This window comes from Mesorhizobium sp. B2-3-7 (assembly GCF_006442695.1).
In the GTDB taxonomy this organism is placed as follows: Bacteria; Pseudomonadota; Alphaproteobacteria; order Rhizobiales; family Rhizobiaceae; genus Mesorhizobium.
Genome location: NZ_VFVV01000016.1, coordinates 76664 through 103089, shown reverse-complemented (window position 1 = coordinate 103089; position 26426 = coordinate 76664). Strand labels below are relative to the sequence as shown.

The 26426-nt window shown below is 64.4% G+C and carries 30 protein-coding genes and 1 riboswitch; of the genes, 17 read left to right on the top strand and 13 right to left on the bottom strand.

Annotated elements, in window-relative coordinates:
- Window positions 1-187 precede the first annotated feature (187 nt).
- The 3 genes from FJ940_RS25540 to FJ940_RS25530 are packed head-to-tail and all read left to right on the top strand — an operon-like array spanning window position 188 to window position 2610.
- The gene (locus FJ940_RS25540) at window positions 188-976 is read left to right on the top strand and encodes a DUF3108 domain-containing protein (protein WP_140525409.1); all 789 of its coding nucleotides are present in this window, start codon (window positions 188-190) and stop codon (window positions 974-976) included.
- Window positions 977-1003: 27 nt separating this feature from the next.
- Entirely contained in the window at window positions 1004-1939 is a 936-nt protein-coding gene (locus FJ940_RS25535) for an EamA family transporter (protein WP_140500768.1), read from the top strand.
- A complete protein-coding gene (locus FJ940_RS25530) occupies window positions 1936-2610 on the top strand; it encodes a lysoplasmalogenase family protein (RefSeq protein WP_140500769.1) in 675 nt (224 codons plus the stop codon). The genes FJ940_RS25535 and FJ940_RS25530 overlap by 4 nt, the downstream gene beginning before the upstream one ends.
- A 15-nt stretch (window positions 2611-2625) precedes the next feature.
- Here the strand turns inward: FJ940_RS25530 and FJ940_RS25525 are convergent, their stop codons facing one another.
- Entirely contained in the window at window positions 2626-3066 is a 441-nt protein-coding gene (locus FJ940_RS25525; protein WP_140500770.1) for a cupin domain-containing protein, read from the bottom strand.
- Window positions 3067-3089: 23 nt separating this feature from the next.
- Window positions 3090-3857: a hydroxyacylglutathione hydrolase gene (gloB, locus tag FJ940_RS25520; protein ID WP_140560165.1), complete on the bottom strand. Its 768-nt coding sequence runs from the start codon at window positions 3855-3857 to the stop codon at window positions 3090-3092.
- A gap of 153 nt (window positions 3858-4010) precedes the next feature.
- On the opposite strand from gloB, the gene FJ940_RS25515 reads away from it, so the two are divergent.
- The 3 genes from FJ940_RS25515 (at window position 4011) to FJ940_RS25505 (ending at window position 7671) form a co-directional block, all read left to right on the top strand.
- Entirely contained in the window at window positions 4011-4799 is a 789-nt protein-coding gene (locus FJ940_RS25515; protein WP_140565863.1) for a methyltransferase domain-containing protein, read from the top strand.
- 139 nt (window positions 4800-4938) lie between these two features.
- On the top strand, window positions 4939-6762 hold the full coding sequence (locus FJ940_RS25510) for an ABC transporter ATP-binding protein/permease (RefSeq protein WP_140658277.1): 1824 nt from the start codon (window positions 4939-4941) through the stop codon (window positions 6760-6762).
- A 105-nt stretch (window positions 6763-6867) separates the two neighbouring features.
- Complete coding sequence (locus FJ940_RS25505; RefSeq protein ID WP_140658275.1) at window positions 6868-7671, top strand: DUF1194 domain-containing protein; 804 nt, start codon at window positions 6868-6870, stop codon at window positions 7669-7671.
- A gap of 111 nt (window positions 7672-7782) precedes the next feature.
- Here the strand turns inward: FJ940_RS25505 and metW are convergent, their stop codons facing one another.
- Window positions 7783-8397, bottom strand: coding sequence for a methionine biosynthesis protein MetW (gene metW / locus FJ940_RS25500; protein WP_140500775.1), 615 nt, complete (start codon window positions 8395-8397; stop codon window positions 7783-7785).
- A 58-nt stretch (window positions 8398-8455) separates the two neighbouring features.
- Window positions 8456-9625 carry a homoserine O-acetyltransferase gene (locus FJ940_RS25495; protein WP_140513895.1) on the bottom strand — a complete coding sequence of 390 codons (1170 nt, stop codon included), beginning with the start codon at window positions 9623-9625 and terminating at the stop codon, window positions 8456-8458.
- A gap of 120 nt (window positions 9626-9745) precedes the next feature.
- A riboswitch (SAM riboswitch) is annotated at window positions 9746-9823 on the bottom strand.
- Between the two features lie 136 nt (window positions 9824-9959).
- On the opposite strand from FJ940_RS25495, the gene hisC reads away from it, so the two are divergent.
- Both hisC and FJ940_RS25485 read left to right on the top strand, forming a co-directional pair.
- Window positions 9960-11069, top strand: a complete 1110-nt coding sequence (gene hisC / locus FJ940_RS25490; protein ID WP_140558101.1) for a histidinol-phosphate transaminase — start codon at window positions 9960-9962, stop codon at window positions 11067-11069.
- Between the two features lie 6 nt (window positions 11070-11075).
- Window positions 11076-12011 (top strand): prephenate/arogenate dehydrogenase family protein, encoded by a 936-nt coding sequence (locus tag FJ940_RS25485; RefSeq protein ID WP_181167284.1) that lies wholly within the window; start codon window positions 11076-11078, stop codon window positions 12009-12011.
- On the opposite strand, the gene FJ940_RS25480 is transcribed toward FJ940_RS25485, so the two are convergent.
- Both FJ940_RS25480 and FJ940_RS25475 read right to left on the bottom strand, forming a co-directional pair.
- Window positions 12008-12937, bottom strand: a complete 930-nt coding sequence (locus FJ940_RS25480; protein ID WP_140658273.1) for a sugar kinase — start codon at window positions 12935-12937, stop codon at window positions 12008-12010. The two genes, FJ940_RS25485 and FJ940_RS25480, sit on opposite strands and share 4 nt — an antisense overlap.
- Window positions 12938-12946: 9 nt before the next feature.
- Window positions 12947-13945, bottom strand: coding sequence for a DUF2125 domain-containing protein (locus FJ940_RS25475; protein ID WP_140658271.1), 999 nt, complete (start codon window positions 13943-13945; stop codon window positions 12947-12949).
- A gap of 137 nt (window positions 13946-14082) precedes the next feature.
- Between FJ940_RS25475 and FJ940_RS25470 the strand changes: the two genes are divergently transcribed.
- The 3 genes from FJ940_RS25470 (at window position 14083) to FJ940_RS25460 (ending at window position 16383) form a co-directional block, all read left to right on the top strand.
- Window positions 14083-14604 carry a gamma-glutamylcyclotransferase gene (locus FJ940_RS25470; protein WP_140500781.1) on the top strand — a complete coding sequence of 174 codons (522 nt, stop codon included), beginning with the start codon at window positions 14083-14085 and terminating at the stop codon, window positions 14602-14604.
- Window positions 14605-14722: 118 nt separating this feature from the next.
- Window positions 14723-15670: an aldo/keto reductase gene (locus tag FJ940_RS25465; protein WP_140658269.1), complete on the top strand. Its 948-nt coding sequence runs from the start codon at window positions 14723-14725 to the stop codon at window positions 15668-15670.
- A gap of 86 nt (window positions 15671-15756) precedes the next feature.
- Window positions 15757-16383 carry a LysE family translocator gene (locus tag FJ940_RS25460; RefSeq protein WP_140513889.1) on the top strand — a complete coding sequence of 209 codons (627 nt, stop codon included), beginning with the start codon at window positions 15757-15759 and terminating at the stop codon, window positions 16381-16383.
- A gap of 41 nt (window positions 16384-16424) precedes the next feature.
- Here the strand turns inward: FJ940_RS25460 and FJ940_RS25455 are convergent, their stop codons facing one another.
- Both FJ940_RS25455 and FJ940_RS25450 read right to left on the bottom strand, forming a co-directional pair.
- Window positions 16425-17213 (bottom strand): 1-acyl-sn-glycerol-3-phosphate acyltransferase, encoded by a 789-nt coding sequence (locus tag FJ940_RS25455; RefSeq protein ID WP_140633304.1) that lies wholly within the window; start codon window positions 17211-17213, stop codon window positions 16425-16427.
- A 122-nt stretch (window positions 17214-17335) separates the two neighbouring features.
- Window positions 17336-18238 (bottom strand): LysR family transcriptional regulator, encoded by a 903-nt coding sequence (locus FJ940_RS25450; RefSeq protein ID WP_140658267.1) that lies wholly within the window; start codon window positions 18236-18238, stop codon window positions 17336-17338.
- 113 nt (window positions 18239-18351) lie between these two features.
- Between FJ940_RS25450 and FJ940_RS25445 the strand changes: the two genes are divergently transcribed.
- Both FJ940_RS25445 and FJ940_RS25440 read left to right on the top strand, forming a co-directional pair.
- Window positions 18352-18822, top strand: coding sequence for a DUF1348 family protein (locus tag FJ940_RS25445; RefSeq protein WP_140565877.1), 471 nt, complete (start codon window positions 18352-18354; stop codon window positions 18820-18822).
- A 25-nt stretch (window positions 18823-18847) separates the two neighbouring features.
- Window positions 18848-19480 (top strand): pyridoxamine 5'-phosphate oxidase family protein, encoded by a 633-nt coding sequence (locus FJ940_RS25440; protein ID WP_140658265.1) that lies wholly within the window; start codon window positions 18848-18850, stop codon window positions 19478-19480.
- A 9-nt stretch (window positions 19481-19489) separates the two neighbouring features.
- Here FJ940_RS25440 and FJ940_RS25435 read toward each other — a convergent pair whose 3' ends face one another.
- The 3 genes from FJ940_RS25435 to ftsE all read right to left on the bottom strand — a co-directional run bounded on the left by FJ940_RS25435 (window position 19490) and on the right by ftsE (window position 21941).
- Window positions 19490-20203 (bottom strand): YdcF family protein, encoded by a 714-nt coding sequence (locus FJ940_RS25435; RefSeq protein WP_140658263.1) that lies wholly within the window; start codon window positions 20201-20203, stop codon window positions 19490-19492.
- 99 nt (window positions 20204-20302) lie between these two features.
- Entirely contained in the window at window positions 20303-21289 is a 987-nt protein-coding gene (locus tag FJ940_RS25430) for an ABC transporter permease (RefSeq protein ID WP_140658261.1), read from the bottom strand.
- A complete protein-coding gene (gene ftsE / locus FJ940_RS25425) occupies window positions 21282-21941 on the bottom strand; it encodes a cell division ATP-binding protein FtsE (RefSeq protein WP_027023302.1) in 660 nt (219 codons plus the stop codon). The genes FJ940_RS25430 and ftsE overlap by 8 nt, the downstream gene beginning before the upstream one ends.
- A 301-nt stretch (window positions 21942-22242) precedes the next feature.
- Between ftsE and FJ940_RS25420 the strand changes: the two genes are divergently transcribed.
- From FJ940_RS25420 to FJ940_RS25410, 3 genes are all read left to right on the top strand, one after another.
- Window positions 22243-22884, top strand: a complete 642-nt coding sequence (locus tag FJ940_RS25420; RefSeq protein ID WP_140658259.1) for a hypothetical protein — start codon at window positions 22243-22245, stop codon at window positions 22882-22884.
- 89 nt (window positions 22885-22973) lie between these two features.
- Complete coding sequence (hpt, locus tag FJ940_RS25415) at window positions 22974-23516, top strand: hypoxanthine phosphoribosyltransferase (RefSeq protein ID WP_023677924.1); 543 nt, start codon at window positions 22974-22976, stop codon at window positions 23514-23516.
- Between the two features lie 109 nt (window positions 23517-23625).
- Window positions 23626-23997, top strand: a complete 372-nt coding sequence (locus FJ940_RS25410; protein WP_181165388.1) for a response regulator — start codon at window positions 23626-23628, stop codon at window positions 23995-23997.
- Here the strand turns inward: FJ940_RS25410 and FJ940_RS25405 are convergent, their stop codons facing one another.
- Entirely contained in the window at window positions 23998-24939 is a 942-nt protein-coding gene (locus FJ940_RS25405) for a DMT family transporter (RefSeq protein ID WP_181171815.1), read from the bottom strand.
- A 222-nt stretch (window positions 24940-25161) separates the two neighbouring features.
- Between FJ940_RS25405 and FJ940_RS25400 the strand changes: the two genes are divergently transcribed.
- Window positions 25162-26043: a LysR family transcriptional regulator gene (locus FJ940_RS25400; RefSeq protein WP_140558119.1), complete on the top strand. Its 882-nt coding sequence runs from the start codon at window positions 25162-25164 to the stop codon at window positions 26041-26043.
- Here FJ940_RS25400 and FJ940_RS25395 read toward each other — a convergent pair.
- Window positions 26022-26393 carry a glyoxalase superfamily protein gene (locus FJ940_RS25395; protein ID WP_140525429.1) on the bottom strand — a complete coding sequence of 124 codons (372 nt, stop codon included), beginning with the start codon at window positions 26391-26393 and terminating at the stop codon, window positions 26022-26024. The two genes, FJ940_RS25400 and FJ940_RS25395, sit on opposite strands and share 22 nt — an antisense overlap.
- Window positions 26394-26426 lie beyond the last annotated feature (33 nt).

Below are 26426 nucleotides of genomic sequence, written 5' to 3'. Positions count from 1 at the left end.
TTCTGGTCAAGCGGCCTTATGGAAAAAGTTGGCGTTCCATAGTTGCATTTCGCCCATGCGTCAAGCTCCAGCCTGGGCCCAGCGGCATTTCATACTAAGGCCGGAATTCGTCGTATAAGCGGTTCCATAGGGACATGCCAGACCGGAGTTGTCCGCCTCCGGTTGAAATCAAGGATCCGATCGCGCCATGCTTCGCTTGCCCCATGCCCTTGCCGCCGCGCTGGCCGTCGCCTTGCCGTCGGCCGCGACGGCCGCCTCGCCGCAGTCCTTCAGGGGCGAATACACAGTGTCGTTTCTCGGCCTTTCTATCGCGAAATCAAGCTTTTCAAGCCATTATGAGAACGGCGTCTACTCGATCGACGGCAGCGTTTCCGCGGCTGGTCTCGCCAAGCTGTTCGATGACACGCGCGGCACGATCTCGTCCAAGGGTACGATTTCGGGCCAGAAGATGGTGCCGCAGGCGTTCCGCGCGGACTACACTTCCGGCAAGAAAGCCTCCGCCATCGACATTCGTTTTGCCAATGGCAACGTCATCTCGACGACGGTCGTTCCCGCGCCGGAAAAGCGCGATCCCGACAGTTGGGTGCCGCTTGGCGCCGGCGACCTGGCATCGGTGCTCGATCCGATGGCGGCAACCGTCATCCATGCCGGCAGCCTCGACAAGGTCTGCGGCCGCACCGTGAGGCTGTATGACGGCGAGATGCGCGCCAACCTGACGCTGAGCTACGCTTCAAAAGGGTCGATCTCGGTGCCCGGCTACAAGGGCGACACGGTCACATGCCGGATGGGTTTCGAGCCGGTGGCGGGCTACCGCAAGGGCCGCAAGGCGCTCAACTACCTCAAGAACAAAAGCCGCATAATGGTGACATTTGCGCCGCTCGGCCAAACCGGGGTATATGCGCCGATCCGCGCGACGGTCGGGACGCAGATCGGCACCTTGACCATCAGCGCCAGGCGTTTCGAAGCAATACAATAAGGCGCCACGCGCGCCGCTGGAGACAGAATGGGGCGCGCGACACTGATCGGCTTTTCGGCCGTCGCCATGTGGGCACTGCTGGCGTTGCTTACGGACGCATCCGGCAAGGTGCCGCCGTTCCTCTTGTCGGCCATCACCTTCTCGATCGGCACCGGGGTCGGGCTTGTCGCGCGCCTTTTCATGCCGGCCGCGGATAGAAGCCAGAAGATACCGCGCCAGGTCTGGGTGATCGGCATTGCCGGCCTTTTCGGCTACCACTTCTTCTACTTCACAGCGCTGCGCAACGCGCCGGCGGTGGAGGCCAGCCTGATCGCCTATCTGTGGCCGCTGCTGATCGTGCTCGGCTCGGCGCTGATGCCGGGCGAGCGGTTGGCCTGGAACCATATCGTGGGCGCGCTGCTCGGCCTTGCCGGCACCGTGCTCATCGTCACCAAGGGCGGCGGCCTCGCCTTCGACGCGCGCTATGCCTTCGGCTACGCCATGGCTGCCGTCTGCGCCGTGCTGTGGTCGTCCTATTCGCTCCTGTCGCGGCGTTTCCCCTCGGTGCCGACCAGCATCGTCACTTGGTTCTGCGCGGCGACCGCGCTGTTGTCGCTTGCCTGCCATCTGGCGCTGGAAGAGACGGTGCTGCCCGCGAGTGCCGGGCAATGGCTTGCCGTGCTCGGGCTCGGCCTGATGCCAGTGGGGGCAGCCTTCTATGCCTGGGATGTCGGCGTCAAGCGCGGCAACATCCAGGTGCTGGGCGCGGCAAGCTATGCCGCGCCGCTCCTGTCGACGCTGGTGTTGATCGCGGCCGGCGTCGCCGAGCCGTCGCTGCGCATTGTCGCGGCCTGCGTGCTCATCACCGGGGGGGCCGCACTTGCGGCAAAGTCGCTGTTCCTGCGCAAGCCCGCTGCTTCCGAAAGCGGAGCCGGGGCATCCGAAAACGGAGCCGGGGCATCCGAAGGCGGAGCCCGGGCGTGACGATGCCGTTTCCAGGCGGCATCGACGCCAACGCCAATGCGACGCTGATCTTTTCGCTGGTGGCGGCGGTTGTCTACGCCTTCACATCAGGCATGGCGCCGACGCTCGCCCGTTCGGCGGCAAAAACGCTCGCCGTGGCCATGCTTGCCGTGCTGGCGGCGATGCAGGGCGGGCCGCTGCTACTGGTCGCCGCTCTTGCGCTGAGCGCCATCGGCGACGCCTTCCTGTCGCGGGATGGCGAAAAGATGTTTCTGGGCGGGCTGGGCAGCTTTCTCGCCGCGCATATCGTCTACGTCGTGCTGTTCCTGCGCAGCGGCGGGGGGATGGGAGTGCTGGGGGCCGAACCTTGGCGCGCGGCAATCGCACTTGCGATGGCGGTATTCGTTATTCTCATGCTGGCGGCGCTGTGGCGCCGCGTCGGCCCGGCCCTGCGAGCGCCGATCGCGGGCTATGTCGCGGCCATCCTCGCCATGGGCATTTCGGCGCTGACGACGAGCAGTGCCGCTGTTATCGGCGGTGCCGTGCTGTTCATGGCGTCCGACGCGCTGCTGGCCACGGAACGCTTCCTGGCGGCCGCCATTTCGCCACATCGCGCCTGGATGCGTTTGGCGGTCTGGGTGCTTTACTACGCCGCGCAGCTCGTGATCACGCTTGGTTTCCTGCTGCGCTAAGGGTTTCCGGCTGCGTCAGAGCTGTTTAGGCCGCCAACCAGGCTCCGCCAGTTCAAACGCCGCAAAGTCGAAGCCCGGCGCCACGGTGCAGCCGACCAGGGTCCACTCGCCCAGGCTGCGCGCCGATTGCCACCAGCCCGCCGGCACGACGATTTGCGGCCGCTCGCCGGCCGCAAGCTCGATGCCGAGCACCTGCTCGATCACCCGGTTAGCCTTTGGGCCGCCTTCTTCCCATATCGACAGCGCCAGCGGCGCGCCGGCGTAGAAGTGCCAGGCCTCGGCTGCATCCCTGACGCGATGCCAGGCGGAAACCTGGCCCTGCTCCAGCAGAAAATAGATCGCCGTCGAGTGGCCTCGAGCTCCGCCGCCACCGTCGCGAAAGGTTTCCGTGTACCAGCCGCCTTCCGGATGCGGCTTCATGCCAAGGATGACGATGATTTCTGCGGAACTCGTCATGGTTTCGACCAGTGTCGCTTGGCCTAGAAATTATCCTTGCGCTTGCGGATCTCGGCAAAAACCTCGACATCCGACGCCTTCTCCATGCCGAGATGCCTGCGGATTGCCGGATCGTGCCAGCGCAGGAAAGGGTTGGTCGACAATTCCTCGCCGATCGTGGTCGGCAGCGTCGGCTTGTTATCGGCGCGCAGCGCTTCAATTTTTGCCGCGCGTTCCTTCAATGCCGAATTGGTCCGGTCGACGCTCAGCGCGAAACGGGCGTTGGCGAGCGTGTATTCGTGCCCGCAATAGATCACGGTCGCGGCAGGCAGTGCCGCGAGCTTCTTCAGGGATCCATACATCACCGGCGGCTTGCATTCGAACAGCCGCCCGCAGCCGAGCGCGAACAGCGTGTCGGCGGTGAACGCCACTTTCGATGCCGGCAGGTGATAGGAGACGTGGCCGGCGGTGTGGCCGGGGGTGGCGATCACTTCGATGCGCTCCTCGCCGAGATGCAGGATCGAACCGTCCTCGACAGTGTCGTCAATGCCGGGAATCTTGGCCTTTTCGGCTTCGGGACCCACGATGCGCAGCTTGAAGCGCTGCTTCAGCGCCAGATTGGCCTCGACATGGTCGGCATGGTGATGCGTGGTCAGGATCATCGTCGGCGTCCAGCCGGTGCGCTTGACCGCAGCCAGGATCGCCGCTTCTTCCGGCGCATCGATAAGCGCGGTCTGACCGCTTTTGGGGTCATGCACCAGCACGCCGAAATTGTCGCTGCGGCACATGAACTGTTCGATTTCGACCGCCATCGCATCTCTCCATCTTTCGCCGCAGACATAGGACGCCGACGCGCGGATGTCATCCCGGAGATGACTAATGTCAGGATGTCATTCGACATCCGGGATCTCGGGACGTCGCGGCCTTTTGTTGAAACCCGCCGATATCGCGGCTACATCCCTGACATGCATTCCGACATCGTCGATCTCCGCTCCTTCTATTCGACAGCGCTCGGTCGCTTCGCCGAGCATTCGATCACCATGGCCTTGTCATCGATATGGGCCACCGTGCCCAATGAGCGGCTTGTCGGGCTCGGCTACACCTTGCCTTGGCTGGAACGGTTCGGCAGCGACGCCGAGCGGGTGTTCGCCTTCATGCCGGCGACGCAGGGCGCCGTGGTCTGGCCGGCGGCGGGACCGACGGCGACGGCTCTGGTTTTCGACGAGGAACTGCCGCTGGTCGATTCCTGCATCGACCGCATGCTGCTCGTGCATTCGCTCGAGCATGTCGAAAACCCGCGCGAAACGCTGAACGAGATCTGGCGCGTGCTGTCGCCGGCCGGCCGGGTGGTCATCGTCGTGCCCAACCGGCGCGGCGTCTGGGCGCGGTTCGAACATACGCCGTTCGGCAATGGCAGGCCCTTCTCGCGCGGTCAGCTCACCGAATTGCTGCGCGAGGCGAATTTCACGCCCGCCGCCTGGTCCGACGCCCTGTTCTTTCCGCCATCGCGGCGGCGTTTCATGATGCGCTTCCACAATATGGTGGAGCGCGCCGGCCGGCGGCTGTGGCCGATCTTTTCCGGCGTCATCGTGGTCGAGGCGCAGAAGCGGCTCTATCAGGGCGTGCCGGCCGCCCAGCGCGCTTCCCGACGGGTTTTCGTGCCGGTGCTTTCGCCGCATGCAGCAACGCGGCTCGGCCGGCGAATAGAGACCGGGGCCACGACATCGCCGGGTCCGCGAATGACACCTTCGTGATCGTGCCAGAAACTTGCGCCGGACGGCATTTCGCGACCTATCTGTCGCTGACGGGCTCGCAGCCTGGCTGAGTGACCGGTGGCGTCACTACACTTCATCCGGTTTTCAGCACCGCTTTTGAACGCAAGGACTTCAGCTCATGGCCGATTATCCGGACAATGATGCCTCTGCCCGGCCTATCGCTGCGGTCGAAGCTTCGAGCCTGCGTGATCAGGTGGCAACCATCAAGCTGGCGCTTGCCGGGTCGCCGGTCCGCAAAGGGCTACGCTGGGCCTCCATCGGAATGGTTGCCGTCATTGTCGCGACCTCGATCGGCCAGGTTCTGCTCAACCGCTGGAACCAGCCTTTCTACGATGCGCTTGCACGCCGCGACATGCAGGCCTTCCTGCACCAGCTCGCCATTTTTGCCGCGATTGCCGGTGGGCTTCTTGTGCTCAATGTCGGCCAGACCTGGCTCAATCAGACGATCCGGCTGAAGCTGCGCGAGGCGCTGACGCTCGATCTGATCGATGGATGGATGCGGCCGGCGCGCGCTTTTCGCCTGGCGCATGCAGGCGCCATCGGGGTCAATCCCGACCAGCGCATGCAGCAGGACGCGAGCCATCTTTCCGACCTGTCGACGGATCTTGGCGTTGGCCTGCTGCAATCCCTAATCCTGCTCGCCTCCTTCGTCGGCGTGTTATGGGAGCTGTCCTCGGGCTTCGTCTTCCATGTCGGCGGGACATCGCTCGCCATACCGGGCTACATGGTGTGGGCGGCCATCCTCTATGCCGGAACGGCTTCCTGGCTGAGCTGGCTGGTCGGACGGCCACTGATCCACCTCAACAGCGACCGCTACACACGCGAGGCGGAGCTGCGTTCCTCGATGGTGCGCGTCAACGAGAACATCGATGCCATCGCGCTCGCCCGAAGCGAGCCCGATGCCAGGCGGCGGCTGGAAACCGACCTGGGCACCGTGCTCGGCGCCATGCGACGCATCTATAACGCCCAGATCAATCTCGCCTGGGTGACGGACACCTATGGCTGGATCACCGTGGTGGCTCCCATCCTGGTCGCTTCGCCGGTCTATTTCGCGGGCGATATCAGCTTCGGCGGACTGATGATGGCGGTCGGCGCCTTCAATCAGGTCCATTCTTCATTGCGTTGGTTCATCAACAATATCGGCAGCATCGCCGATTGGCGCGCGACGCTGATGCGCGTCGCCGATTTCCGCATTGCGCTGGATGAGACCGATGTGCTGCACGACCAGGAAAGGCGCATCGAATTCGGCGAGAATGCAAACGGCAAGCTGACCTTCGAGAAACTCGAAGTGGCCTCGCCGGAGGGCTGCACGAGGCTCGCCGACCAGCATGTCGAGATCCACGCCGGCGAACGCGTCATGCTCACCGGCGAGCCTGGCGCGGGCAAGACGCTGTTCTTTCGCGCCATTGCCGGCCTGTGGCCGTGGGGGAGCGGGCGCATCGGCATGCCGGCGGGGGAGGTGCCTATCTTCGTGCCGCGCACGCCCTACTTCGCGACCGCCACGTTGCGCGAAGTGCTCGACCACGTGGACGGGGTTGCGCCGGCAAGCGATGCCGATATCTCAGCCGTGCTGGCCGAGATCGGCCTGGAACACCTGTCGTCGTCGCTCGGCCGCAGCGCGCGCTGGGAGCATGAACTGGCCGACGACGAACTGCGCCTGCTGGCCTTTGCCCGCCTCGTGCTGCGCCAACCAAAATGGGTGATCATCGATGAGGCTCTCGATGCCTTCGACGGACCGACACTGCGGCGGGTGTTGTCGATGCTGGAGAAGCGGCTGGGCGGGGCGACGATCCTCAATATAGGCCGCGGCCAGCACAACAATCAATTCTTCCCGCGCGCACTGACCATCGTGAAGGCGTCCGGCGTGCCGGCTCTGAAGCCCGCGCGCATAAGGGCAGGCGCAATCGAGCCGCCGCCGGCCGCTCCTCGCCGCAAGAAATAGCACTTCCGGCATCTATTCGGACCAGCCCGCGCCACGCCACGCGGCAGCTTTATTTCGCCGTGATCGCGAGGGAAGATCGCACCGGAAACATAGCTTGAGCCGGCCATGCTTGATGCTCTCAGCCTGCTTGCCTGCCTGGCCTGCACCGAGGCCGCCGTGACTGCGCCTGCGCCGGATAGTCTGGCCGTTGGTGTCCAACTGGTGCTGGCGGTCGATATCTCATTGTCGATGGACGAGAAGGAGTTCGCCCTGCAGCGCGCCGGCTATGTGGAGGCGCTGCGTCATCCCGACTTCATCAAGGCGGTCCGCGCCGGGAACGCCGGTCGCATCGCGCTCACCTATTTCGAATGGGCCGGCACCGTGCGCGACGACGCGCTCATCGGCTGGCAGGTCATCGACGGCGCCGAGAGCGCCAACGCCTTTGCCGACAAGATAGCGGCCCGTCCGTTCCGCAGCTTCCGCGGCACGTCGATCTCCGGCGCGCTCGCCTTCGGCGCGGGGCTCTTCGACCGCACCGCTTACGAAAGCGAACGCAGCGTCATCGATATTTCCGGTGACGGACCGAACAATATCGGGCCGCCCGTCACCGCCACGCGGGATGCGGCAAACGCCAGAGGCATCGTCATCAACGGCCTGCCGATCCTGATCAATCCATCGCCCACCTTCAGCCACCTCGACCGGTATTACGCCCAGTGCGTCACCGGCGGGCCGGGCTCCTTCGTGCTGCCGATTTATACAGCCGCCGAATTTTCGACGGCAATCCGGCGCAAGCTGATTCTCGAAGTGAGCGGCGTTCAGAACGAGACCAGGATCATTCCCGCCGAAGCCGAGGCTCCGATCGACTGCCTGCAAGGCGAACGCGACAGACGGTTCTTGTCGGATCCGTATTTCCCGGAGCTCGATCGCTGAGCCTTCGCCGGGCTATGCGTTCCAACCTGCTGATGACCTTCGTCGCAGAGATCAGCCTGTAGCTCGACTTCGCCCGAAAAGGGGGTGTCATAGCCACCTCCGGGATGGCCCTTATCGCTTCAACAAGAACACTGCCTGCTGGCCGAAGAAGTTCCAGAACCACCATGGCATCGACAGGCCGATCTTCTGGCCGTTGGCGTCGAGCGCGGTCGCCCTTTCCACGGTCGCGCCAAGCTCCTCGCACAGATTGACGAAGTCGCGGATGGTGCAGAAGTGGATGTTCGGCGTGTCGTACCAGGAATAGGGCAGGTCCTTGGTCACCGGCATGCGGCCCTTGACGAACAGCGACAGGCGCACCCGCCAGTGGCCGAAATTGGGGAAGGAAACGATGGCGTGTTCGCCGATCCTGAGCAGTTCGTCGAGAACGAGCTTCGGGTTGCGGGTCGCCTGCAAGGTCTGCGACAGGACAACGAAATCAAAACCCTTGTCGGGATAGAATTCGAGATCCTTGTCGGCGTCGCCCTGAACGACGGAAAGGCCGCGCGCCACGCATTCGTTGACACCGCGCTGCGACAGCTCCAGTCCGCGGCCGTCGATCTGCTTGGTTTCCTGCAAAAGCTCGAGCAGCGAGCCGTCGCCGGAGCCGACGTCCAGCACCCGCGATTGCGGCGGGATCAGACCGGCGATCACCTCGAGATCGACGCGCTGGGCGCGGTTGACGCTCATGGCTTGCCCCTTGTCGTGGTGCGTGACCCTTGATGGACAGGTCTGCAATTTTGCGGGGTCATGCGCCGAGCCCTCTCGCTCGCGCGGCCGAGCCGATGAAGCCATTGATGGCGGCGAACAGTTCCGGCTCGTCAAGCAGGAAGGCGTCGTGCCCGCGATCGGTCTCGATCTCGACGAAGGACACCGACGCGCCGGCGGCATTCAGCGCATGGACGATCGAGCGGCTCTCCTCGGTCGGAAACAGCCAATCCGAGGTGAACGAAACCAGGCAGAAGCGTGTCTTGGTGCCGGCAAAAGCATCGGCCAGCCTGCCGCCGTGGTCGGCGGCGAGGTCGAAATAGTCCATGGACCGCGTCATATAGAGATAGGAATTGGCGTCGAAGCGGTCGACGAAAGTCATGCCCTGGTGACGCAGATAGCTCTCGATCTGGAAATCGGCGTCGAAGCCGAAGGTCAGCGCTTCGCGATCCTGCAGGTTGCGGCCGAACTTCCGGTGCAAGGCTGCTTCCGACAGGTAGGTGATGTGGGCGGCCATGCGCGCCACGGCGAGCCCCTTTTCCGGGCGTTTGCCGTGGTCGAAATACTTGCCGCCATGCCATTCGGGGTCGGCCATCACGGCCTGCCGGCCGACCTCGTGGAAAGCGATGTTCTGCGAGGAATGCCGCGCGCCGGTGGCGATCGGCAGCGCCGAGAAAACACGCTCCGGATAGCTCGACGCCCATTGCAGCACCTGCATGCCGCCCATCGACCCGCCGAGCACGCAAAACAGTTTTTCGATGCCGAAATGATCGATCAGCATCTGCTGGGCACGCACCATGTCGCGGATGGTGATGACCGGAAGGTCGAGCCCATAAGGCTTGCCGGTGGCGGGATTGGTGGATGCCGGGCCGGTGGAACCGAGGCAGCCGCCGATGACGTTTGAGCAGATGACGAAGAAACGGTTGGTGTCGATGATCTTGCCGGGGCCGATCAGCACTTCCCACCAACCCGGCTTGCCGGTCACTGGATTGGTGCTGGCCACATGCTGGTCGCCGGTCAATGCGTGGCAGACGAGAATGGCGTTGGAACGGGCGTCATTCAGCGTGCCGTAGGTCTGGTAGGCGATCTGGAACGGCGACAGCAGCGTGCCGGCGTCGAGCTTGAGCGGCTTGTCGGCGCCGAAGCGCACGACCGGGCTCGACGGTTGGTCTGCCTCGTTGTTGGTTCTGCCAGCGCGCTGAGCGGCCATCTCGTCTCTCTTGCTGCACCCTCGCCTTTGCGGAAATCGCTACCGATGTCCGCGCCGCCGATGCGTTCGTCCGGCCGGCCGCGGACAATAAAAAACCGGCAATGCCTTCGCAAAGCCGGTTACGTCGCGCAAACGGCCCTTTAGCGAATTGTTTAACGTGGCTGCAAGCCGACCGGCCAAATCACCACGGAACTGTCGCTGCCCTTCTAGAACTCACCTGCCTCGCCGTCAATGCCGCCTGCTGGCACCACTGCCACCTCTCGACATTGCCGGCCATGGCTTGTATTTCCGCAGCGGCTTCCAGGATGGAGGCGTTCTCGACGGATTTTGCGATATGAGCCAGACCTCGGACAAGGCACGTCCAACCCCGCGCGCGGGCATCATGGACATCCAGGCCTATGTGCCGGGCAAGAGCTCGGCCCCCGCCGGGGTGGACAAGGTCCACAAGCTGTCGTCGAACGAGAACCCGCTCGGCCCCTCGCCGAAGGCAATCGAGGCCGCGCGCGAGGTCGCCGCCAAGCTCGACGTCTATCCCGACGGCACCGCCCGGCGCCTGCGCGAAGCAATCGCCGAGGTGCATGGTCTGAACGCACAGAACATCATCTGTTCCAACGGCTCCGACGAGATCCTCGGCCTGCTGGCGCAGACTTATCTCGCCCCCGGCGACGAGGCCATATTCACCGAACACGCCTTCATGGTCTACAAGATCTACATCCAGTCGGCGGGGGCGACGCCTGTCGCGGTCAAGGAGACCGAGGAGCGCGCCGACATCGATGCGATCCTGGCGGCCGTCACGCCACGTACGAAGATCGTGTTCCTCGCCAATCCCAACAATCCAACCGGCACTTACGTGCCGTTCCAGGAGGTGCGCCGCCTGCATGCCGGCCTGCCGAAGAACGTGCTTCTGGTGCTCGATGCCGCCTATGCCGAATATGTCAGGCGCAACGACTATGAGGCCGGCATCGAGCTCGCGGGCAGCTCTCAGAACGTGGTCATGACCCGCACCTTCTCCAAGATCGGACTTGGCGGGGCGCGGATCGGATGGATGTATGGGCCGATGCACATCGTCGACGCGATCAACCGCATACGCGGTCCCTTCAACGTCAATGCGACGGCGATCGAGGCCGGCATCGCCGCCGTCCGCGACCGCGCCCATATCGAGCGCAGCGTCGCGCATAACGAGACCTGGCTGGCCTGGCTGAGCGAACAGATGACCGGGCTCGGGTTGCGGGTGACGCCGAGCGTCGGCAATTTCCTCCTCATTCATTTTCCCGACGACGGCAAGCATTCGGCCGCGGCGGCGGACGATTATCTCACCCAGCGCGGCTACATATTGCGGCGTGTTTCGGGCTATGGCTTTCCCAACGCACTGCGTATGACGGTCGGCACCGAAGAGGCCAATCGCGGCGTTGTCGCGGCACTCACGACATTCCTGAAAAGCTAGAACGCCATGGCATCACCGATGTTCGAAAAGATCGCGCTGGTCGGCATCGGCCTGATCGGCTCGTCGCTGGCCCGCGTCATCCGCCGCGAGGGCCTGGCCGGCCATGTCGCCATCTCGACGCGCAGCGCCGCAACGCTGGCGCGCGCGCAAGAGCTTGGGCTGGGCTCCTCCTACGCCATAGATGCCAAGGAAGCGGTCCGCGATGCCGACCTGGTTATCGTCTCGGTGCCGGTCGGCTCGTCCGGCGCGGTGGCGCAAGAGATCGCGCCGGCGCTGAAGAGGGGCGCCATCGTCACCGATGTCGGCTCGACCAAGGCTTCCGTGATCGCACAGATGCAGCCGCATATACCCGGTGGGGTGCATTTCATTCCCGGCCATCCGCTGGCCGGCACGGAGAAATCTGGGCCCGATGCCGGTTTCGCCGATCTGTTCGACAACCGCTGGTGCATTTTCACTCCGCTGCCGGACACGGATCCGGACGCGCTGGAAAGGCTTTCCGAATTCTGGCGCCGTTGTGGCGCCAACATCGACACGATGGATCCGCAGCATCACGACATGACACTGGCCATCGTCTCGCATTTGCCGCACATCATCGCCTACAACATCGTCGGCACCGCCGATGACCTGGAATCGGTGACCAAGACGGAAGTCATCAAATATTCCGCTTCCGGTTTCCGCGACTTCACGCGTCTCGCCGCCTCAGATCCGACCATGTGGCGGGACGTGTGCCTGCACAACAAGGACGCGATCCTGGAAATGCTGGCGCGGTTCTCGGAGGATCTGGCTTTTCTGCAGCGGGCGATCCGCTGGGGCGACGGCGACAAGCTGTTCGACCTGTTCACCCGCACCCGGGCCGTGCGACGCTCGATCATCGAGGCCGGCCAGGACATTGACGTGCCGGATTTCGGTCGCCAGGCGGTCGAGCATCCGGCGAAGAACTAGGCTCCTTCAGGCCAGGTCGCCGCCATCATCGCCAGTGTCTCGGCACGATCGGGCGCGCCCAGCCTGCCGCCGAAGCGCTGGCATTTGAGCGCTGCGGCCGCGCTGGCAAAGCGTAGCGCCTGCTCGATCGGCATGGCTTGCGCCAATCCGGCTGCGAATGCGCCATGAAAGACGTCGCCGGCTGCCAGCGTATCCACCACCTTGACCTTTGGCGCAGCGACGTGGCGTACGCAACCGGCCTGCCTGTCATGCCACCAGGTTCCAGCCCCGCCGGCGGTTACCGCGACGAAAGCGTCGGTGCGCGACGCAAGGTCGGCGCATGCGGCCTGCGGGTCCAGCGCCTGGCCGCAGACGATGCGCGCCGCCGGTTCGGAGGCGACGATGTGCGAGGCGAGCGGCAACAGCCGCTCCAGCACTGCCAATGGCGCGGTGTCGGCATCGAGGATCCCGGGGCGGCCGGCAGCGCGCGCAGCGCTGAGCGCCAGCGCCGCCGCACCCGGCCAGCGCACATCGACCAGCACGGCATCGAAAGCCGTGAGATCGGCGACCGGCAAGCCGTCGGGATCGGCCTGAGCGCGCTGATCGTAGAAAGGCACGATGATGCGCTCGCCATGGCCGTCGACGAGGATCGCGGCCAGCGCCGAGCGCGCTCCGGCAACGCGACGGATGAGGCTGCAATCGACGCCCTCCGCCTCGATGCCTGATATCAACTGGTCGCCGACCTGATCATCGCCGGCGCTCGCCCAAAGCCACACTTCGGCGCCCAGCCGGCGTGCGGCGCAGGCGGCACTCGTGGCCATGCCGGAAGCGATCTGGACGCCATCGGCGGCCATGAACTTGCCCTGATGGATGGGAAGCGTTTCGACGCGAAGGATGGTGTCGAGCGTCAGCGCGCCGACGCTCAGGAGCTTTGCCGGTCTGTCCATTGGGGATGCTTAGTCGACCGGCTTGATCTTGCCCAGCGGGATAAAGCCGAGCGAGGCCTTGCCCTTGACCACCTTGAGCGGCATCGACGGTTCGTTGCCGAGCAGCGCCAGGGCGGCAAAGCCTTGTTCGATCTGGTTTTTCTGTTCGGGTATGGCGGTGCCGAGAATGGCGGCCACGGCTTTCGGGTCCTTCAGCCTGATCATCAAATCGGCATCGACCAGGCCCTCGGCGTCGACCGACAGCGGCCCGGAAACGGCGACATGCGCCGTGCCCGACGACAAATCGAGCCTGCGGATCTCGACGGCCTGGCCGCGCAGGCTTTTCAGTTGCGTGCCGATCAGGGCCAGGCCGTTCTTCAGCGTCGCCTCGCCACTGGCGTCGAGCGGCGGCAGGACGCGGCCCCCGATCGCATCGGGGTCGATCTCCAGATCGCCGAAGCTGCCGATATAGTCGATATCCCTGCCGTTCGGCTGCAGCTGGCCCGCCGCCTTGCCGGCGCTGAACAGTTGCACCGGATCGGTGTCGTCGGCCGGATCGGTCTGGCCGGACAGGCCCTCGGCCGTGAGCGAAATGCGTCGCGGCAGCGGCCATGAGAGCTTGACGTTGGCCTTAAGATCATCCCAGTCGATCCACAGCGGCACCATGCCCGGAACCGAGGTCCTGAGCGGACCGCGCAGGTCCGCGACCGGCGACAGCGGCTGGATGATCTGGGCGACGGCGTTGAAGGAGCCGGCAGAGGCGGCAACGTTCTTGGCGTCGTCCTCATAGGCAAGATTGTCGCAGGAGACGGCGAAGCTCAGGGGATAACCGCTGACCTGGAGATTGGCGCAGCCGGCCTCGATGCCACTCTTGTTGAGCGTGGCGATCGCCTTGTCGGCTTCGCTCCGGACCCTGTCGGCGAGATAGAACCAGCCGCCGCTGTAGATGGCGAACAGCGCGATGACAAACGCTGCAAGCCAGAACAGGCGGCGGCGATGCTTCGGCTGGCGTTCGTCAGTGGACGTCATGCTGCGGTTCTCGTTCACGCATGGGGGCTGTGGGCGGGCTGTCGATTCTGGCAACGACAATAGGTAGACAGAGATGGACGGAAAAAACACCGATTCCGGTGTGGTGTTGCCATTCTTACGCAATCAGGCACGGCGATATGGGCGATTTTTGGGTGTTTGGCTATGGTTCGTTGATATGGCGGCCGGGGTTCGCGCATGTCGAGACAAGGCGGGCGCGCCTGCATGGCTATCGTCGCGCGCTGTGCGTCTATTCCTTCGTGCATCGCGGCACGCGGGAACGTCCGGGGCTGGTGCTCGGCCTTGACCGCGGGGGTTCCTGCGTCGGGCTGGCTTTCCGGGTGCCGGGCGAGTTGCGGGACGAGGTCATCGCCTATCTGCGTGAGCGCGAGCTGGTCACCAATGTCTATCTCGAGCGCATGCTCAATGTCCGCCTTGACGGCGGCGGCACGGTCGAGGCCGTGGCCTATATCGTCGACCGCAATCATGAGCAGTATGCCGGTGCGCTCGATGCGGCCCACGCCGCTGATGTGGTGCGCGGCGCTGTCGGCCAGTCCGGCAATAATGAGGATTATGTGTCGAGCACGCTGGACCATCTCCGGGCGCTCGGCATCCGCGATCACTGGTTGGAAGACGTGGCCAGGCGGATCGCGCCTTTGTGAAGCGCTGGCTTGCGGAAAAATCCGGCGAGGTCTTTGACCTCGATGCGGCGAGACCTAGGTTAGGCTCCGACTCTCAACGGGCGATAGCCGCCCAATCCCACCAACACGGAGATCAGCCTTGCAGAAACGCCGTCTCGGTCGCACCGACCTTTCCATCGCGCCGCTGGTTCTGGGCGGCAATGTCTTCGGCTGGACCGCCGACGAGAAGACGTCGTTCGACCTGCTCGACCGCTTCGTCGGCGCCGGCCTGAACGCGGTCGACACAGCGGACTCCTATTCGCGCTGGGTGCCCGGCCACGAGGGCGGCGAATCGGAAACCATCATCGGCAAATGGATGAAGGACCGCGGCAACCGCGATAAGGTCGTGGTGGTCACCAAAGTCGGCTCGGACATGGGACAGGGCCACAAGGACCTGTCCGCCGCTTACATCGAAAAGGCCGTCGATGCTTCGCTGAAGCGGCTTCAGACCGAGTTCATCGATCTTTATCTGTCGCACTGGCCGGATCCAACCACGCCCTATGAGGAAACCCTCGGCGCCTATGAAAAGCTCCTCGCCAAGGGCAAGATCCGGTATGCCGGCTGCTCGAATCTCGACGCCGGCCAGTTGCGCGCCGCGCTCGACGTGGCAAGCCTGCGCAGCCTGCCGCGCTATGAAGTGCTGCAGCCGGAATACAATCTCTACGACCGCTCGTCGTTCGATGGCCCGCTGCGCGATCTCTGCATGGCGGAGGACATCGGCGTGATCACCTATTTCAGCCTGGCCAAGGGTTTCTTGAGTGGCAAATACCGCAGCGAGGCCGATCTCGGTCAAAGCCCGCGCGGCGGCGGGGTGAAGGATTACCTCAATGCGCGCGGTATGCGCATCCTCGCGGCACTCGACGCGGTGTCCGCCAGGCATTCGGCCAAACAGGCGGAAGTGGCGCTTGCCTGGGTCATTGCCCGGCCGGGCGTCACCGCGCCTATCGCCAGCGCCACCAAGCCTGAACAGATGGACAGCCTGATCAAGGCGGTGTCGCTGGAGCTGAGCGCCGACGACATGGCCGAGCTCGACAAGGCGAGCGGCTGAGCCGTCAGCAGCGCGCACGATCGTCCAAGACGGTCGCCCCGACCTTGCCATACCGTCATTGACGCTTGGCAAGACAGGAGGCGCGGATGGCAGGCCCGCTTTTTTCGCAGCCGGATATGTGGCGTCAGCTCGTTGCGCTGATGCTTGCCGCTACGGCCGTCATGGGCAGCCCGGGACCGGCGACGATAAGCGTCACCGCCGTCGGCGCGGCGTTCGGCCTGCGCCGTTCCCTGAGCTACGCCTTGGGGGTCATCCTGGGCACGATCACCGTGCTTCTGGTCGTGGCAAGCGGGGTGAGCGCCATGCTTGCCACGATGCCGCGGCTCGCGCCGCTGCTTGTCGCGGCGTCGGCTGCCTATATCCTCTATCTCGCGTTCAAGATTGCCAGCGCGCCGCCCCTGGCGGCGGATGCCGGCGAGGCCGCGCGACCGACATTCACCGGCGGGTTCCTGCTGGCGGTGGCCAACCCGAAGGCTTATGTGGCCATCGCCGCGGTGTTCGCCGGCGCGTCCGCGGATTCGGGCGCCGGCGCCATCGGCACCGGGCCGAAGCTGACCGCTCTCGCATTCATGATCGTCGCCATCCATGCCGTGTGGCTGCTTGCGGGCGCTGCTTTCGCACGCTTTCTTCGCAGGCCGGTGGCTTCGCGCATCATCAATCTGGTCTTTGCCGCGACGCTGGTGCTGACGACCGCACTGGCTGTGTTCGCTTGAACGTTGCGCGGGCCGCCATCGGTCGCGCCGAAGGCCGCCCTTCAGGCTTTGGCGCCGAGTTCCCGCAGCCGCTTCACCGCCGTCGGCGGCAAGGCGGGCGGATTGGGTGCACGGGACGCGTCGATGAGGAACTGGTCGCAGGCGGTTTCGGTTTCGCCGATCAGCCGCCGCATGAATTCCTCCTTGTCCAGGCCCGGCGGGATCGGCGGCAGGAAGCGCGCCTTGATGGTGCCGGGATAGCGCAGGAACTTGCGGCGCGGCCAATAGAGGCCGGCAACATGGGCGACCGGCACCACGGGAATGCCGAGCTGCGCATAGATTTCGACGATGCCGTATTTGTAGGCGGGTTCGTCGCCGGGCGCGCGGCGGGTGCCTTCGGGATAGATGATGAGCTGCCGCGGGTTGCGCGCGATTTCTTCCTTGGTCGCCGCAACCACCGCCTTCAGCGCCTTGGAGCGGCTGCCGCGGTCGACCGGGATCATGCGCATTTTCAGGATGTACCAGCCGAAGAACGGAATCCAGGTCAGCTCGCGCTTCAGGATGTAGAGTGGATCCTGGAGATAGGGGAAGAAGGCGATCGCGTCCCAGAAGGACTGGTGCTTGGGCGCCAGGATGAAGGAACCTTCGGGCAGATTTTCCACCCCGGTGATGTCGCTCTTGGTCCCGGCGATCTTGTCGTAGAGCCACATCGAGGTGCGCGACCAGAACTTCGGCACGAACCAGGCGCGATGGCGCGGCGACAGGAAATAATAGGGAGTCCAGAGGATCATCTGGACGATCAGATTGACGTAGAAGACGAAGTTGAACGCCAGCGATCGGACTTGGAGCATTGGGGGAGGCCCGGTAAGGAGGTGTGCGTTGGTTACACCAAGCGGGCGCAAAAAGGAAATGGCCGAAGATGCCCCCGAACGGCGCCGAAAGACATTTCGGCTTCGCCCACGGCCCAGCCGCGCTACATCAGCCGCGCCAGCCTTTCTTTCAGGCGCGGGGCGGCGAAGTCAAGAAATGCGCGCAGCTTGACCGGCAGCAAGCCGTGGCCTGCGTGCACCAGGCTTACCGGCCAGGGTTCCGGTTCGAACTCCTGCAGCAGCACGCGCAGCGCGCCTGACCGCACCGCCGCGTCGACCTGGTAGGACAGCACCCTCGTCAGCCCGACGCCGGCGAGCGCGGCATCGATCGCAGCTTCGGCGGTGTTGACCTGAAGCCGCGAGCGGACCCGAATCGGCATCTCGGCCTTCCCGACGGTGAAGCTCCATGTCGAGAGCGCGCCCGGCCCTTCGAAGGTAATGCAGCTGTGGGACTCGAGGTCCGCAAGCGCCGTCGGGGCGCCGCGTTCGGCCATATAGCCGGGGCTCGCGCAAACGACACGGCGGATCGTACCGATCCGCATGGCGACAAAACTGGAGTCGGGAAGCCGGCCGATGCGGATGGCGAGGTCGAAATGGTCCTCGACCAACTGGGTTATGCGGTCGGCCAGCGTCAGGCGGATGTCTACGTCGGGATAGGCGGCGAGGAAGCCGGTCACGACCGGCAGCACATGCAGGCGGCCGAAGACGACCGGCGCGGTGATGGCCAGTTCGCCCGTCGGCGCGCTGTATTCGCCGGCCGCCATGCGCTCGGCCTCGCCGACCTCGCCCAGGATGCGGCGGCAGGCGGCAAGATACGCCTGGCCCGCATCGGTCAGCGTCAGCCGGCGTGTCGAGCGGTTCAGAAGGCGGGTCTTGAGATGTCGTTCCAGGTCGGAAACCTTGCGGCTGACCGTCGCCAGCGGAATGCGAAAACGGCGCGCGGCTGCAGACAGGCTGCCGGCCTCCGCCGCGGCGACAAAGAGCGACATGGCTTCGAGCCGGTCCATCGATTCTTCCGGAAATTGGAAGGATAGATTACAAATATGGCATCTACATCTGTCTGATGGAAGCCTCCATATTGGCCGTGACGCAGACGACCCGGGTCAAGAAAGGAATTGTCATGTCGCAAGAGCGTCCGCCGCTGCCGCCATTCACCGCGGAAACCGCCGCGCAGAAGGCGCGCATGGCCGAGGATGCCTGGAACTCGCGCGATCCAGCCCGTGTCGCGCTTGCCTATACGGTAGACAGCCGCTGGCGCAATCGCGCCGAGTTCCTGCAAGGCCGCGATGCCATCCAGGCTTTCCTGACGCGCAAATGGAGCCGGGAACTCGACTACCGGCTGATCAAGGAGGTCTGGGCTTTCCATGGCAACCGTATCGCGGTGCGTTTCGCCTATGAGTGGCATGACGACAGCGGCTCGTGGTTCCGCAGCTATGGCAATGAGAACTGGGAATTCGACGAATATGGGCTGATGCGGCTGCGCATCGCCAGCATCAACGACCTGCCGATCGGCGCTGCCGACCGTAAATATCACTGGCCGCTCGGCCGACGGCCGGACGACCATCCGTCGCTGTCTGAACTCGGGCTTTAACCTCTCCGGGCAAGAAAGGCCATCGATGGACGCGCATGCTTTTACCAGCGACGTCGCTTTCACGCCGACCGTCAAGGCGATCCAGGCCCGCAAGGGCTCTCGCCAGGCCTATTCCCGGGTCGAGGAGCGCGGTGGCTGGCAGTCGGTGATTACATCGGACCTTGCGGCCTTCATCGAGATGCAGACCAGCGTCTTCCTGTCGACGGCCAACGGTGTTGGCCAGCCCTATATCCAGCATCGCGGCGGGCCGGCCGGCTTCCTCAAGGTGCTCGATGAAAAGACGATCGGCTTCGCCGATTTCGCCGGCAACAGACAGTTCATCACCCAGGGCAATCTCGCCGACAATCCGCAGGCCTTCCTGTTCCTCATCGACTATGCCCATCGCCGGCGTGTCAAGATCTGGGGCACGGCGCGTGTGGTGGAAGGCGACGCCGAGCTGATGGCGAGGCTGATGCCGCGGGATTATGCGGCACGGCCCGAACAGGTCATCCTGTTCACCGTGGCCACCTGGGATGCCAATTGTCCGCAGCACATTCCGCAGCGTTTCGAGGCCGCCGATGTGGCGGCGGCGCTGGCCGAACGGGACAGGCGGATCGAACGGCTCGAACAGGAAGTCGCTCGCCTGCGGCAGGCGCCGGGATCCGTCGTCACCAAATGACGAGCAGGTTCAGCTGCCGGCGGCGATCTCGGCCAACGCGATGCCGTCCGGCGTCGGCTTCACCGGAACGATGCCGCGCGCCAATGCCAGCAGATATTTATTGTATTCGGTGAACAGCACGCGCAGCGCCCGCGGCTTGGTCAGCCAGCCGCCATTGTCGAGATTGCTGTTGACCACCGGATAGGGTTCGAGCTTGGCCTTGTGCAGCAGCCGGCCCATTTCCAGCAGGCTGCGCGGCATGTGGTAATTGTTGGTGACGAGGATCACCGTGCCATAGGCATGGCTCTCGACCCATTTGGCGCTTTCCTCGGCATTGCCGATCGTGTCGAGCGCGGCGCGGTCGATGTCGACGCAGCAGGAAAACAGCCTGATGTCGCCGCCAGTCGCGGCCTGAAGCTGGCGTCGGCTGGCGGAGGGATGCACACCGCTGATCAAAAGCCGCGCGCCCTTGCCGGACGCCAGCAGCTCCATCGCCGCATCGAGGCGCGATTGGCCGCCCGTCAACACGATGATTGCGTCGGCCCTGGCAGGGTTGGCAGGGGTGGTCAGATGACTGACAGTGTTGGCGAACCAGCCGAAGCCGCCGGCAAACAGGGCGAGCAGGGCAAGCAAGGCGAAAGAAGAAACGCGCAGCACGGCCGAAACCCGGCCGCGTCCATGCGGAAGCGCCGCCAACGCCGGCATCGGTCCAACGGTACTGGTCGAGTCCCGCACCTCCATCATGGCATGGTTAATCCCGAAATGCGGCCTTTGGTAGGTAAAAATCGCAATTTGCGTTACGGCGGTTCTTCATGCGTGATCGATCCTGGTCATTCGACGTTGTCATGCTTCAGGCTGGCGGACGTCGATGTCGCTGAGATAGGCGACGACGGTGGCGTGCGAGGTTGCAGCCGTCAGCCCGCCGATAATCAGCACCATCAGCACGACACCGAGATAGCCGGCCGAGCCGATGGCGAAGTTGCCGAATAGCGCAGTCGCCTGGTCGGCCTGCGGGGTCGCCATGTTGCGCGAGGACCACCAGGAAAAGACGATGAAGACGGCGACCGCGGCGGCTCCGCCGGCGGCCGCGCCCTTCATGCCGGTGATCAGGAAATGGCGGCGGAACTCGCGGGCGATGAAACGCGCTTCGGCGCCGACGAAATGCAGCACCTCGATGATGTGGCCGTTGCCGGCCATGGCGCCGCGCGTGGCGAACACCACGGTCAGCACCGTCGCCGAGAGCATCAGCGCCAGCACCGCGATACCGATGGTCACCGTGGTGCGGGCCATGGCCACCAGCCGGTCCACCCAGGTGCGGTGATCGTCAAGCGATGCGCTCGGCAGCTTCGGCGTGATCGCGGCGCGCATGGCGGCGAAATCGGGCGGGTTGCTCTCGTCGATGGTGACGATGATCAGCCGCGGCACCGGCAGTTCGTCGATGTTGAGGCCCGAACCCAGCCACGGCTCCAGCAATCTGGCGGTGGCGTCGCGGTCGATGATCCTGGTCGCCTTCACGCCGGGGAATTCGCCGGCGATCTGCGAGGCCTGGGCAAGGGCTGCCTCCATGTCGAGGCCGTCGACCGGCTTGATCTGGATCGTCGCCTCGCGCGAGATCTGGTTTTCCCAGACCGAGGCGGTGTCGCGCACCAGGGTAACCGCGCCGAAGGTCAGGCAGGACAGGAAGGTCATGATGGCGATGACCAGCACCAGGGCGCGGCCGGCGATGTTCTGCGCCGGCACGATGGGCGCCATCTTGCGCTGGACGCGCGGCCTTGGCGCGGCCGCTTCGTCGGCCTGTGCGTCGAGGTGTTCGGCGGAAAGCTCAGTCATAGATATCAAGCCTCCCGCCGGCCAGGATCATGCGGCGCGCATCGACCTGCTCCATCAGGCCGAGATCGTGGGTCGCGATCACCACGGCGGTGCCCAGGCGGTTGAGTTCGATGAAGAGCCTGAGCAGGCGTCGCGCCAGCGGCGGATCGACATTGCCGGTCGGCTCGTCGGCCAGCAGGATCTCCGGCTGCTCGATCAGGGCGCGGGCGATCGCGGCCCGCTGCTTCTCGCCGCCCGACAGGACCGGCGGCAGCACATGCATGCGTTCGCCGAGCCCGACCCATTTCAACAGCTCGGTGACGTCGGTGCGGTAGCTCGCTTCCTCGCGCCCGCGCACGCGCAAGGGCAACGCGACATTCTCATAGGTGGTCATGTGGTCGAGCAGGCGGAAATCCTGGAACACCACGCCGATGCGGCGCCTGAGATGCGGCAGTTCGGCGCGCGAGATGCGCGAGCGGTCCTTGCCGAAGATGGTGATCAGCCCACGCGTCGGCTTCAGCGACATGAACAGAAGGCGCAGCAACGTCGTCTTGCCGGCGCCCGAAGGCCCGCTCAGGAACTGGAACGAGCGCTCCGGTATGTGCAGGGAGATGTCGCGGAGGATTTCCGGACCCATGCCATAGCGGAGGCCGACATTTTCGAAGCGAATCACTTTCGGCGACCTGAAATTCCTAGAGCGTGATGCCGAAAAGTGTGAGGCGATTTTCGGGCGACATCATGCTCTATCACTCTAATTCGGAGGCGGATTCAGATTTCAGGTCGATTTGACCTGAAATCGGAATCCGTCGGCGGCAAGCCGGCCTGTTCTGGGAAAAGACCATCGGCCGGCATGGTTAACCGGCGGTTAATTAGCGGGTTGTTTCGGCTCGTCACAAGGGCTCCGGTGGAGAAGCGTTAACCATTTGCCTTTACGCAAAAGAAACGAAAAGCGAACGTGCTGCAATGCTGGGGCCATGATGGCTGAGGATCGAACCGCGCGCCCGGTTTCCGGCGAAATCATGACCGATCCGCCGGCAAATGCCGCGCCGGAGCGTATCCTGCGCGCTGGCGCGGCGGATATCGTCGATGCCGACTATGTGGTGGTGCCGCGGGCCGCGCCCCATGCCGAAGCCATTTCACCGCGGCGCGTGATGTCCATGCCATCCCTCGAAGGCATGGACATGCTGCGCAAGCCCGAGCCGCCGCCGGTGCGGCCGCCGGCGCCGCGCGGCGGTCCGATCTTCTGGATCGCCGGTGTCGGCGCCGCCTTTGCCGCCTTCTGGGTCTCCGGCGGGCATGCACTGGTGCGCCAGGCGGCGCCCCTCGCGGGCGGACCGGCCTCGGCGTTGAGCATTTCAGGGGTGACGTCACGCGTGGACGCGTCTGGGGCGAACCCCGTGCTGTTCGTCGACGGCGAGGCCGCCAATGACGGTGCAAGTCCGGCGACGCTGCCGCCGCTCGAGATCCGCGTCACCGGCAATGATGGGCGCACAACGCGCTATACTTTGGGGACATCCAGCCGCTCATTGGCGCCAAATGAAAGATTCGGCTTTGCCAGCCGGCTTGACGTGCCTAGAAACGGCGTAAGGACGGTGTCGGTCACCTTCGCGGAATAGCATGTGCGACAGGTGAGGCCGGCCCGCAAACGGCTGATGTCAGCGCTTCCGGTGCGCGAAGGCCTTTGAAAATCTTGAAGGGACGAAGAATGCCAGTTGTGCGCGGCAAGGACATCGAGGTCCTGTTTTCGGCGTCGGCCATCGCCCGACGCAATCTCGAACTCGCCAAGGAGATCGCCGGGCACGACTATCACGATCTTCTGGTGATCTCGGTGCTGAAGGGCTCGTTCATCTTCGCCGCAGACCTTATCCGCGCCATGCATGATGTCGGCCTGTCGCCGGAGGTCGAGTTCATCTTCATCTCCAGCTATGGCGCCGGCACCACAAGCGGCGAGGTGAGGGTGCTGCGCGACATCGACAACGAGGTCGCCGGCCGCGACGTGCTTCTGATCGACGACATTCTGGAGTCGGGCAAGACGCTGAGCTTCACCCGCGACCTGATGCTGTCACGCGGCGCCAGAAGCTGCGCCATCGCGGTGCTGCTCGACAAGCGCATGCGCCGCCAGACCACCCTCAATGCCGATTATGTCGGCTTCGACTGTCCGGATTATTTCGTCGTCGGCTACGGCATGGATGTCGCGCACGCCTTTCGCGAACTGCCGTTCGTCGGCGTCGTCAAAGGCGATGCGTGAGGCAGCGGCAAATACTGAAAAAGGCCTTAACGGCTTCAAGAAAATAACCCATGCCGGAGCGCCGGGCCTTTCAGAAAAAGTCAACGTTTGCTCGCCAAACATGCCGGCCATGGCAAAGCTTCTGATCGTTGAGGACGATGAGTCCGTCCGCACCCTCGCAGCCCGGGCGCTCGAACGCGCCGGACACGCAATCGACATCGCCGCCGACGGCGCGCAAGGACTGGCGCTGATACGCGCCGCGAAGGGCGCCTATGATCTCGTCGTCTCCGACATCCGCATGCCCGAGATGGACGGCATCGAGATGGCGATTGCAGCCTCGGCATTTTTCCCGTCGATGAAGATACTGCTGATGACCGGCTATGCCGATCAGCGCGAGCGCGCCGAGGAGTTGAACGGCATCATCCTCGACGTCGTGCAGAAGCCGTTCACGCTGGCCGAAATCCGTTCACGCGTCGAACGGGCGCTGAGCATTTTCGCCTGATCAGGCGGGATCGGCAGCGACGAGTACGGGGAGCTTGCGCCGTCCGGTGTTGAGCGCAAGCAGGCCGGCGCCGATGATAAGGGCGGCGCCGATCACGGTCGTCGACCGCGGCACTTCGGCGAAGAACAGAAAACCCCACAGCGGCGACCACAGGATGCCTGTGTATTCGAAGGTGGCGACGCGATTGGCCGGCGCCATCCGGTAGGCCTGCGACAGCAGGATCATGCCGGCGGAGGCGACGAAGCCGCAGGCGGCCATCTTGAGGAAATCCGGCATTGTCGGCCACAGCCAGGGGCGAACCAAGAATTCCAGGCTGGGATGGGCGGCATGATTGATGCCGGCTAGCCAGAACAGGCTTGCGACCAGTGCGGCACCGGCGAGATAGGCACCGTTCTGGTAGAAAGCCATCACGGTCGAGGATTCGGTGTCGCCGATCTTGCGCGCCATCAGTTGCGAGAAGCCGTAGAGCACCGCGGAGCCCAGCGACAGCAGCGCCGCCCAGTCGAACAGTCCCACACCGGGGCGCAGCATCACGACGACGCCAAGCAGCCCGATCAACACGGTCGCCAGCGCCTGCCAGGAGACCCGTTCGCCAAGATAGGGCCCGGCCAGCACCATGATGCACAGCGGGGCCATGAAATAGAGCGCCACGGCATCGGCCAGGGGCAAGGCGGCGATGGCGAGGTAGTACATGGTGTAGGAGGTGAACTGAATGAAGGCGCGCATGGTCAGCATGCCGAACCGCCGCGACAGGATCGCTCGCAGCCCGACATCGGCATGGACGAGGACAATCAGGATCGGCAGGGCGACGATCGCGCGGATGGCCATCACCTCAGTCACGGAGTAGCCGCCCGACACCGCCTTGACGAGCGGGTCTTGCAGCGAGAAGACCAACACGCCCAGGCACAGGCTCAGCATGCCGAGCACCATCCGATTGCGCATGAGGATCCCAAGCTCCCGTACCAGGGCGCAAGCAAGCTTGCAGCAAGCTAAAAAGAACCCGCCACCGTTTCGGGCAGCGGGCATGAGTGAGGACTCTTGATTGGTCCGTGGCCGAATCCTCAGCCACATATCCAATGGGTGTAGCAACTATCATCCCGTGTTTGACATGTTGCAAACGAATTGGAATGATACCAGCAATCAAAATTCCTTATGGCGGACGGGATGCGACCCACTCTCGACAGCGATCTCCTGCGCACCTTCGTGGCCATTGTCGAAGCAGGCAATTTCACCAAGGCGGCCGAGCAGGCCGGCCGCACCCAATCGGCGGTTTCGATGCAGATGAAGAAGCTCGAAAGCGTCATCGGCGACAGCCTGTTCGAGCGCGGGTCGCGCGGCGTGGCGCTGACGCGGCGCGGCGGCGAGCTGATTGTCAATGCCCGCCGCATCGTCTCACTGCTCGACGAGACGGCCGCGTCGATGGCGGCGGCGCCGCTCGGCGGGCCGGTGCGGATCGGCATTCCGGAAGAATACGGCCATGCCATCCTGTCGCGCGCGCTCGGCGCGTTCTCGAAGCGTCACACCAAGGTCGAGGTCACCGTGCGCTATGCCCATTCGGGGGCGCAGATAGCGGCGCTTGCCGCCGGCGAACTCGATCTTTGCGTGGTGTTCGAATGGCAGGATCCTTCAGGCGGCGAAGTGCTGATGAACGATCCGACGGTGTGGGTGACATCGATCCTGCATAACATGCATGAGGAGCGTCCGGTGCCGATCGCGCTCTATAACCGGGCCGGCTGGTGCAAGGATTTCGCCATCAAATCGCTCGAGCAGCGCGGGCTCGGCTATCGTGTCGCCTACACCAGCGACACGACCGGCGGCCTGAAGCTTGCCGTCACCTCGGGACTGGCGATCGCACCGATTTCGCGCAGCAACATTCCGGACGGCTGCCGCGAGTTGACGTCCGCCGACGGTTTCGGCGACATCGATTCCTCGAATGTGGTGATGCATCGCAACCCGAATGCGTCGGGCGAGGCGATCGACGGCATGCAAGAGGCGATCCGCGAGGCGTTCGTCAACAGGCAGACTCAGCCGGCCGCATCCTCGTAGAAATGCAGCCGGTTGCCGAACGGATCGGCAACCGACACCTCGCGGGTCTTCCACGGCGTCTCTTCCAGGCCCGGCCTGGCGAAACGGTATGCTCTGCCGATCAGTTCGCGATGCAGGGCGGCGATGTCCTCGACCTTGATGCGCATGGCGATGCCGGGCGCGCCGTCGCCATGGTGTTCGCTCAGATGCAGGATGCAGCCGTCACGGCCGACCGCCATGTAAAGCGGCGCGTTGTCGTCAAAGCGGTGCTCCCACAGCACCTGGAAGCCGAGGAAGCCGACGTAAAACTCGTGGGCCTTGGCAATGTCGAAGATGCGCAGGATGGGCGTCACTGTGCCGAGTTTGGGCATGATGTTGCAGCCGCTCCCAGCGGATGCCGCGGC